Annotated in this window: 7 protein-coding genes; 2 read left to right on the top strand and 5 right to left on the bottom strand. The window is 44.9% G+C overall.

Annotation, left to right across the window (positions count from 1 at the left end; genetic code table 11):
- Positions 1 to 37: 37 nt before the first annotated feature.
- On the bottom strand, positions 38 to 532 hold the full coding sequence (locus AC805_RS00170; protein ID WP_055073536.1) for a phosphoribosyltransferase: 495 nt from the start codon (positions 530 to 532) through the stop codon (positions 38 to 40).
- 188 nt (positions 533 to 720) lie between these two features.
- On the opposite strand from AC805_RS00170, the gene AC805_RS00165 reads away from it, so the two are divergent.
- Positions 721 to 2,451, top strand: coding sequence for a diflavin flavoprotein (locus AC805_RS00165; RefSeq protein WP_055073535.1), 1,731 nt, complete (start codon positions 721 to 723; stop codon positions 2,449 to 2,451).
- 73 nt (positions 2,452 to 2,524) lie between these two features.
- Here the strand turns inward: AC805_RS00165 and AC805_RS00160 are convergent, their stop codons facing one another.
- The 4 genes from AC805_RS00160 to AC805_RS00145 all read right to left on the bottom strand — a co-directional run bounded on the left by AC805_RS00160 (position 2,525) and on the right by AC805_RS00145 (position 6,569).
- The gene (locus AC805_RS00160) at positions 2,525 to 3,268 is read right to left on the bottom strand and encodes an isoprenyl transferase (RefSeq protein ID WP_055073534.1); all 744 of its coding nucleotides are present in this window, start codon (positions 3,266 to 3,268) and stop codon (positions 2,525 to 2,527) included.
- On the bottom strand, positions 3,265 to 4,155 hold the full coding sequence (gene cdaA, locus AC805_RS00155; protein WP_055073537.1) for a diadenylate cyclase CdaA: 891 nt from the start codon (positions 4,153 to 4,155) through the stop codon (positions 3,265 to 3,267). Before cdaA ends, AC805_RS00160 begins: the two co-directional genes overlap by 4 nt.
- A gap of 144 nt (positions 4,156 to 4,299) precedes the next feature.
- Entirely contained in the window at positions 4,300 to 5,730 is a 1,431-nt protein-coding gene (gene lysA, locus AC805_RS00150) for a diaminopimelate decarboxylase (protein ID WP_055073533.1), read from the bottom strand.
- A gap of 317 nt (positions 5,731 to 6,047) precedes the next feature.
- Positions 6,048 to 6,569: a cofactor assembly of complex C subunit B gene (locus AC805_RS00145; protein WP_009628277.1), complete on the bottom strand. Its 522-nt coding sequence runs from the start codon at positions 6,567 to 6,569 to the stop codon at positions 6,048 to 6,050.
- A 367-nt stretch (positions 6,570 to 6,936) separates the two neighbouring features.
- On the opposite strand from AC805_RS00145, the gene AC805_RS00140 reads away from it, so the two are divergent.
- A complete protein-coding gene (locus tag AC805_RS00140; RefSeq protein ID WP_055073532.1) occupies positions 6,937 to 9,210 on the top strand; it encodes a polysaccharide biosynthesis tyrosine autokinase in 2,274 nt (757 codons plus the stop codon).
- Positions 9,211 to 9,359 lie beyond the last annotated feature (149 nt).

The following is a 9,359-nucleotide window of genomic DNA, read 5'->3' as shown; positions in this document are numbered from 1 at the left end:
TTGGGTTTTAATTTTGTCCTAACAAGACTGGCGGTAGCTATAAATCGCTAAGCTGCATTTTCTCGTATTTCTCAAAAGGTTGATGAATCCAAGGATTGTCTGCCAAGAAATCCACGTAATAGTCGGGTTTGGCGACAGAACAAGCTTTAAACCATAGAACCGCCGATCGCACTTCGGTAATGGCAAATTCCTCATGCTCCTCGAGCCATTCGAGAATCCTCGCGAGAGTCACCCCCGAATCGACCAGATCGTCAACCAATAAAATCCTCTTGCCAAGGGTATCCGTGGTCATCGTGATGTTATTAGCGATCGTCAGCTTGCCCCGCTCCTGAAAATCTTTGCCCCCATAGGAAGAAGTCGAGAGAATTGCAAGAGGCTTGTTATATATCCGCGATAGCAAATCGCCAATGCGTAATCCCCCTCTAGCTAGACAGAGAATTTGATCGAATTCCCAATGAGACTGATAAATCTGGGCTGCCAAATCTTCGATTTTGGCATGATATTCTTCCCATGAAACGTAAAGGTCTGACATAGTAAGGGATTGAGGTTATAACCCAGAAATTAAGTGGCGATATTTTTGCCGTAGCTAATTTTTGGGTTTAGGTTAGCTACTTATAGTATCAATTAGTACAATCAATTGGACTTGTTGAAAAGTAAGGATTAGACTAGAAGTAGATGAAAATGAGATAGGGAGACAAAATCGTGGTAGCTATTACTGAGATGCCGTCTGTTGAAAAAATTGCGGAAAAAGCGCTTGAGCGTCGCCTCACGGTTCAGGTTGCCGAAATTGCCGCCGACACCACCACCATTCGATCGCTGGATTGGGATCGCGATCGCTTTGACATTGAGTTTGGCTTACAGAATGGGACGACCTATAACTCCTATATCATTCGCGGCGAAAAGCTCGCCTTAGTCGATACATCCCATGCGAAGTTCCGCGAACTATATCTCAAAACGCTTCAAGGGCTAGTCGATCCCGCGCAGATCGAATATTTAGTAATTAGCCATACCGAGCCAGACCATAGCGGACTAGTGCGAGAAATCCTAGCTCTTGCCCCGAATGTAACGGTGGTAGGGACAAAGGTAGCTTTGCAATTTTTGAACGATTTGGTACATCATCCCTTCAAGCAGCAGATCGTCAAAAATGGCGACCAGATCGATCTTGGGAAGGGTCATGTTTTGCAATTCGTGAACGCTCCCAATCTGCACTGGCCAGATACGATGATGACCTTCGATCTGGGTACATCGACTCTTTATACCTGCGATATTTTTGGAATGCATTATTGCAGCGAAGCCACCTACGACGAAGACTTACAGAAAATCACGCCTGACTATCGTTTTTATTACGAATGCCTGATGGCTCCCAATGCCCGATCGGTAATTTCCGCAATGAAACGCATGGATGAACTGCCCCAAGCGGAAATCGTCGCCAATGGGCATGGACCTTTGCTGCGCTATAACGTTAAAGAGCTGACGGAAAACTATCGCCAATGGAGCCAAGCGCAAACCAAGGGCGAAACCAATGTGGTGGTTTGCTATGTGTCTGACTATGGCTATTGTGATCGCCTCTCGCAAGCGATCGCGCGCGGGGTTGCCAAAACTGGTGTCGCCGTGGAAATGGCGGATCTCAAAGCGATCGACCTCCAAGAATTACGCGAGCTAGTCGGTCATGCCTCAGGCTTAGTCGTTTGCACTCCCCCTACAGCCAATAGCCACGTCGAAACAGCGATCGGGGCAATTCTAGCGGCAGCAAGCGAAAAACAAGTCATTGGTTTATACGAACCCCATGGGGATCGCGATTCCTCCATCGATCTGCTAAATAACAGATTTAAGGACTTGGGAGTAATTACGGCTTTTCCCGCGATTCGCGTGCGGGAAAACCCAAACGAAACCACCTATCAAACCTGCGATGAAGCGGGGACTGACTTAGGACAATTACTAACCCGCGAAAAAAATATCAAACAACTTAAAGCGATCGATGCCGATCTAGACAAGGCGCTCGGACGCTTAGCAGGTGGTTTGTATATTATTTCGGCGGCGAAGGGAGGGGCTCGCAGTGCCATGCTTGCCTCTTGGGTCGCGCAGGCAAGCTTTAAACCCCTCGGCTTTACGGTCGCCGTGGCAAAGGATCGGGCGATCGAGTCATTCATGCAAGTAGGCGATCGCTTTGTCTTAAACGTTCTCGAAGATGGCAACTATTCCAAATTGATGCAACATTTCCTAAAACGATTTGCTCCTGGTGCCGATCGCTTTGAAGGTGTGAAAACGCAAATTTCATCATCGGGAGCGCCAATTCTGACGGATGCTCTTGCTTTTATCGAATGTGAAGTGGTGAGTCGGATGGAGTGCAGCGATCACTGGGTGATCTACGCGATCGCCGAGGAGGGGCGCGTCTCCAAACCCGATGCCCTTACGGCAGCCCATCATCGTAAAATCGGCAACCATTACTAAAATAGCCAAGCATTAGCGCCACAACGCTAATCCTTGGAAAACATAGAGAGGGCGCTTTGCGCCCTCTCTATGTTTAGATTTTGCCAAAACGGCGATCGCGTTCTTGATAATCGATCAATGCGCGATGAAACTCACTGCGATTAAAATCTGGCCAGAGCGTATGGGTGAAGTACATCTCAGTGTAAGCCATTTGCCAGAGCAAAAAATTACTCAAGCGCATCTCACCGCTAGTCCGAATTAAAAGATCGGGATTATCAGTTCCTGCCGTATAGAGATGCTGCTCGAATAAGTTTTCATCAATATTTTCAGGTTTAATTTCTCCCGCTTGGGCAGCCTCAGCAATTTGGCGGCAGACCTTCAGGATCTCCCGACGGCTTCCATAATTAATCGCCACGGTGAAGTGAATCGCTTGATTATTCGCGGTTGCTATTTGCGATCGCTCGATTTCCGAGCGCAGAGACTTGGGCAAAGAATCAAGATCGCCCACAAAGGAAATACGAACGCCTTCTCGGCACATTTCCTCTAATTCATGCCGCAACATCCGCTCGAATAAAACCATTAAAAAATCAACTTCTTGGGCGGGACGGCTCCAATTTTCAGTAGAGAAGGCATAGACTGTCAAAGCCGCAATCCCCCAATCTTTGCAGCAGCGCAACAAATCCTTGAGAACATCTACACCCTGTCGGTGACCAGCTATTCTTGGCATCCCTTTTTGCTTTGCCCAACGTCCGTTACCATCCATAATTACGGCAACATGTTTGGGCAAACGATGGCGATCGAGATCTGGTGGCAAAGTTTGCAATAGCTTAGCTGTCATTTCTTTTTTGACGATTTTCGACTTACCATATTTTTAAAAATTGAACTCGACCTGAGCCAATTAAATCGCGGAACTGTCCGTCCTAGAGTCGTTGGACGATAGTTGCCTAATTTAGTTTCTAATATTTCTCGCAGTCGGCTACTAGAGATTGGACGATCTAAAATCCCATTTTCCGCGATCGCGATCGAGCCTGTTTCTTCAGAAACAACTATACAAAAACAATTTCTCACCCGATCGGTGATCCCCATCGCCGCCCGATGTCGCGTGCCAATCTCCCTTGAGGCAGCTCGCTCAGAAATGGGTAAAATCACACCAGCGGCAAGAATACGATCTTCCCGAATCAAGATAGCTCCATCATGCAAAAGGGTTGAGGTTTGAAAAATTGTATGTAGTAGCTCTTTTGATAATAATGCGTTCAGCTTCACCCCAGGCACAGAAAAATCGCGATCGTCAATAGGTTCTCCCGTCTCAATAATCATTAACGCACCCGTGCGGTTTTGCGATAACTCGATCACTGCATCGCTAATCTCTTCAATCACTGAGTCTGTCTCGACAGCCGTCCTTCGATTAGTTGTCGGTTGAATCAACGAGAGTAAATCGCCACGCCCAAGCCTTTCTAAAAATCGTCGCAGTTCTGGCTGTAAAATTACCGCCATCGCCACGGCCGCACCAATCAACAATTTGTCTAGGACGAAATTAAGCAATCGCATACCAAGGCGATCGCTCAAAACACTAGCAATTAGCAGAAAAATGATGCCTCGCACCATCAATAAGGTGCGGCGATCGTTGCTGAGAGACAACATGAAATAGATTAATCCCAATACCGCAAGGATATCGATCGCCCTCATCATGAATGCAATTGAGTTGATGTTTATAAACCACTGCATCCATAGCCCTCTCATTCACAACTGAAAAATATACACTTTACTGAGTTACTAAACCCATAAATCTTAAGGAAAGCCATGCAAAGCTTAGCTTCCCTTAAAAATTTCTCGAAAATTAGAGTGGGCAATCAGCAAAAACGCCCGTAACTACCGACGTAGTTTCTCTGGCAAGCAATCTTGACGTAATAGATCTTCGCGAGTTTCGCGTTTGATAATCAAACTCGATTCGCCACCTTCCACAATAACTGCCGCAGGCTTGGGCAAACGATTGTAATTGGATGCCATGCTGTAATTGTAAGCACCCGTTCCAAATACTACTAAAGTGTCACCCGCATTAGTTTCAGGCAATTGAATATCTTTAATTAAAATATCACCTGATTCACAATGCTTACCTGCGATCGTCACCGTTTGCGATAAAGCCGCACCCATCCGATTCGCAATCACCGCCCGATATTTAGACTGATAGGTAATAGGACGAGGATTGTCCGACATACCACCATCAATCGTCACATAGGTACGGATATCAGGAACCGTTTTGCGACCACCAATCGTATAGGCGGTAACGCAGGTCGAACCAACTAGCGATCGCCCAGGTTCGCATAATAATTTAGGTAATGGCAATCCTGCGGTAGCAAAAGCTTCGGTTACACCAGCACTAACGGTTTTTACCCATTCTTCGATACTAGGAGGATCGTCCGATTCAACATAGCGAATCCCCAAACCACCGCCAATATTGAGTTCGGAGAAATGCAAGCCATACTTTTCGCCCGCCAATGCGTACCATTGCACCATCACGCCACCAATATCTTGATGGGGTTGTAACTCAAAAATCTGCGAACCAATATGGGCGTGAATACCAATACAGTTAAGGCTAGACTCTGAAAGGAAAGCAAACACTGCGGGAATTTCATTAGGATCGAAGCCAAACTTACTGTCAATGTGACCTGTTTGGATATATTCGTGAGTATGGCATTCAATTCCAGGAGTCAAACGCAGCATAATCCGAGGCGCATGAAAACTGACGGCATCAGACTGTTCTTTAGCAAGTCGATCTAGTGTCTTGAGTTCGTGCCAATTATCCACCACGATGGTGCAGCCAGACTCTAGAGCATAGCTAAGTTCGTCAATCGATTTATTATTGCCATGAAAATAAATCAAACTCGGAGCAGCACCCGCCCGTAGCGCGGTCAAAATCTCACCTGCGGAAACAACGTCAATGCCTAACCCTTCGGAGCTGACGATCGCACATACCGCGAGACAACTCCAAGCCTTAGAAGCGTATAAAACCTGCGATTGCCCTTGATAATGCTTCGCGAAAGCATCGCGATATTGCTGACAAGCGGTTCTTAAACTGACTTCATCCAAAATATAAAGCGGCGAGCCGTATTGCTGTACTAATTCCAATACATCACAACCACCAATCTCTAGGTGATCGTGGGAATTCACAACCGCCGTTAGGGGTAAAAGTTGCTGATTTGGAGACAAACGATCTAAGCTTGATTTACTATTTTCTAACGCATTCGTCGCACTCGTCTCTGCCTTTAAACTCGTCAAAGGACTCGGTAAAACAGTAGTCATTAAGTACCAATAAAATTTTGCAATATTCTTTGAGTCTATTATAAAAAAATATCGCGCTTTCCGCTCTTAATCCCAGCCAAGTAATACCAATTTCCAAAAGTGTGGCTACACTTTTGGAAATTGAAAAACAAACCCAGTAGGGGTTTTAAAAACACAAAATGGCGCAGCCATTTTGTGTTTTGGTATAAGTTATTTCAAACTTTACGTTGCTGTAGCTGTTTGCATAAAAGGAAGAGAATGGGACGGTGCTTTGCGCCGCCCCATTCTCTTCCTTTTCGCTTAGGCTGTACTTGTTCTAAAGGCTTTGTCTCTGTTTTTTAATCCTCTAGTTTTTCTAAGTTAAGCGATCGCTGTAATTCGGTAATTTCATCTTTATGGGCGCGTACTTTTAATTTGGCATCGGGCAAAAGCTGTAAACTCACCTGCCGCTCGCGGGGAGTACCTCGCCAATAAAATACTCCAGCAATCGGTGCTAAACATATCAACCATAGCCAGAGATTTTCTAAATCGGGAATCAAAATACCTAAAACTAGTCCCAGACAAACAAAACCGATAGCGGCTAAGACTGACATAAATATTGCCAGAAACAAACTTGGTTGAACTTGACCGATCAATGTCGCCACATCTCTAGCGGGATCGATCTCTACTACTCTGTAAGCTCTTTGCCGAAAATAGTCGCGCACCTGCATCAAGAGGCGATCGTCAGTCAGTTTATCGACCGCAAAGAGAGCATCAACTGTGCGATCGCGGATCGAGCCACGTAAAAAGGAAATCAACCCCAAAAACAATAGAATTGTTAAGAATAGGGTGGAGTATATTGTAGGAATTGTTTCAGGCATTGGGGCTGAGATTTTATTGGCTTGGGATACAATCTATCAATCATTCATTATAGAGAGCAATTCTAAAAACTTCTAAGGAATGTAATTTGGGATTTTGAGACTAAGTAGCTAATCATAAGTAACTTAAAACTTAGAAGAGTGTACCGCTCGCGTAGCGGGCAGTGCGCTCTGTGGTTTTGGGTTTCAATAATGCTTAACTGCTTATCTGACCTTATAAAATACGATTTGCCATCCTTATAAATAGATCCTTAATAAATCCTTGGGAAACAATCAAAGGGATCCAAGAATTGCTATATCCTCTCGATTTTGATATAAAGATTAGCGATCAAGAGCATGACAATTAAAGCTACTTGGGTAAAAAACAACGATGACTGCATATCCTAAGGCTACCTACGTAGGCAAGTATGTTGATGACTCTTTTAAACTTGCCAAATTTTTACGAGTACTACGCAAGCGCTGGATCGTCATCGTAGCAGTCTCCGTGACTGTATTTGCAGGAAATACTTACTACACCATTACTCGAATCCCCCAGTACCGCTCTAGTGCCTCACTCCTAATCAACAACTCCACGATCCCTGTTTCCGACATTCAAGTCCCTAATGCTCCAAGCAGTGGTTTGCCAGCTAGCCCCGTTATTAACCTTGGTACAGAAATTGGCATCCTCAAGAGTCGCCCTCTCATTGAAAGTGCGATCGCCAAAATGCGCCAATCATCGGATGGCTCTTCTAAATCGATCGATGCATCTTCCGTAATCAACGGCTTGGATATTCGACCTGAAAAAGATGCCCTGATTTTGCGTCTAACCTATACGGACAGCGATCCCAAACGCGCTCGCGAGGTTTTAGGTGCGCTATCGCAAACCTATGTCGAATATAGCCTGAAAGATCGCCGCACTAAGTCCAGTAATGCCATTAAATTTATCCAAGATAAGCTACCTCAAGTTAAGCAAAAACTCGAAAAATCCGCTTTAGCCGTCACACAATTTCGGAAGACTTATAACATTGTTGACCCCGACACCTATGCAGCCGCAGTTTTTAAAATGCGTGAAGCTTTAGAAACTCAGGCGCAAGAATTGCAGATCAAAATAGCGCAATCACAACAGCAGTATGAGGCGCTGAGCCGTCAAGTTGGCAAATCGGCAGAGTCTGCGATCGGTGGGGCAATTTTGCAACAGGATCCGACCTATCAATCTTTGGTAAAACAATTTCAGGATGTGGAAACTAACTACTTCTTGGAGCGCACACGCTTTCGCGAAGATTATCCTAGCGTACTGGCGCTTAAAGATCGTCGTGATGAACTCTATCGGCTGCTAGAGGCTCGCGCTCAGTCTGTGGTAGGAGTTAAAGGAAATACGACCAATATTGCCAACGAGCCTAGTGGTTTAATCCAACAAAATTTAGCTTCACAGCTATTTGACGCACAAACAAATCTGGCAGTGAGCCAAGCCCAACTGGAGAGCATCAGAAATGCTCAGTCTGAAGTCGCGGCGGTTTTTTCCAAGATTCCTCAGATTCAGCAACGCTATGTGGAAATTCAACGTCAACTCGATCTTGATACCTCAACCTATAATAAGCTCACCGAAAAACTGGAAGAATTAAGAATTTCCGAAGCCCAAGAAATATCTTCATGGAAAATTTTAGAACCACCGCTTCTCCCAGTTCGCCCATCTTCTCCAGACATTGAAAGAAGCCTGTTCATTTCCGCCATTGCAGGCTTAGGTTTAGGAGTCTTGATTGCATTGCTTCTCGATCGCTTGGATCAACGTATCCGTGAAGTGGAAGAGGTCAGGGAAATTATAGATGTGCCACTACTTGCCTCGATTCCGATGACTGAAGTTGCCTCTCTAGCCCCCTTATTGAACCAAGGTATCTTGCCCACCAGTAGTTATTACGCCTTTAAAGAGGCCTTAAGTTCTTTGGCATTAAATTTGCGTTACCTCGGTACCGATAACATGATGAAGGTGATTGCATTCACTTCATCAGTGCCCTCTGAAGGTAAGAGTACCTTAACCTACAATCTTGCCATAATTCTCTCGTCTTTGGGATATAGGATTCTCTTAGTAGACGCGGATTTACGCAAGCCAACCGTTCATAAATTAGCGCGATTGAGTAACAAATTCGGTTTGTCTACTGCTCTAGCAACTCCCAGTCCTTGGCAAGAGCTGACTCAGGTTGTTGATGAGAAGGGCAATTTACATATTTTGACATCGGGTTCTATTCCTCCTAATCCCATGCTACTGCTAGAGTCTGTCAAAATGACTGCGCTGGTACAGGAATGGAGACAAGAATATGATTATGTTTTAGTGGATACTCCGCCTGTGATTGGAATTACTGATGCCCAATGTCTGACTTCCAAAGTAGATACATTTATCTTAGTTGCGGCAATCAACCGCTCGACTAGAAGTGGAATTTCAAGGGCTTTAGAAGTTTTAGCCTCTGCTAGAGCTAACGTTTCGGGATTGTTAATTAATATGATTGGTTCTTCTGATAGTGAATATCACTACGGATATTACGATCAGTATTATCTACATCCTTCTGAGCAAGAGAGCGATGAGGATAGTGAAGAAGATGATGAAGAGGAAGTGGAAGAGGACACTAGTTCGACAATAACTACCATCGAAGGTTCTAAGGGTAATCACTAGGGATGGTAAAGTAGAGAGCTGCCGCGCTCCGTGCGGCAACTCTCTATTCGGGTTGATTTCCTAATACCAACTCACGAAAGTGTGACAACACTTTTGTGAATTATAGCTACAGTCACTTGACTTAGGACAAATCAAACCCCAAGAATTGA

The organism is Pseudanabaena sp. 'Roaring Creek', assembly GCF_001402795.1.
GTDB lineage: Bacteria > Cyanobacteriota > Cyanobacteriia > Pseudanabaenales > Pseudanabaenaceae > Pseudanabaena.
This window is presented reverse-complemented; position numbering and strand designations above follow the sequence as displayed.

Excerpts from the sequence above, each read along its gene's own strand:
- AC805_RS00165 (WP_055073535.1), top strand. The coding sequence starts at position 721 with ATGCCGTCTGTTGAAAAAATTGCGGAAAAAGCGCTTGAGCGTCGCCTC.
- lysA (WP_055073533.1), bottom strand. The coding sequence starts at position 5,730 with ATGACTACTGTTTTACCGAGTCCTTTGACGAGTTTAAAGGCAGAGACG.
- AC805_RS00145 (WP_009628277.1), bottom strand. The coding sequence starts at position 6,569 with ATGCCTGAAACAATTCCTACAATATACTCCACCCTATTCTTAACAATT.
- AC805_RS00160 (WP_055073534.1), bottom strand. The coding sequence starts at position 3,268 with ATGACAGCTAAGCTATTGCAAACTTTGCCACCAGATCTCGATCGCCAT.
- AC805_RS00170 (WP_055073536.1), bottom strand. The coding sequence starts at position 532 with ATGTCAGACCTTTACGTTTCATGGGAAGAATATCATGCCAAAATCGAA.
- AC805_RS00140 (WP_055073532.1), top strand. The coding sequence starts at position 6,937 with ATGACTGCATATCCTAAGGCTACCTACGTAGGCAAGTATGTTGATGAC.
- cdaA (WP_055073537.1), bottom strand. The coding sequence starts at position 4,155 with ATGCAGTGGTTTATAAACATCAACTCAATTGCATTCATGATGAGGGCG.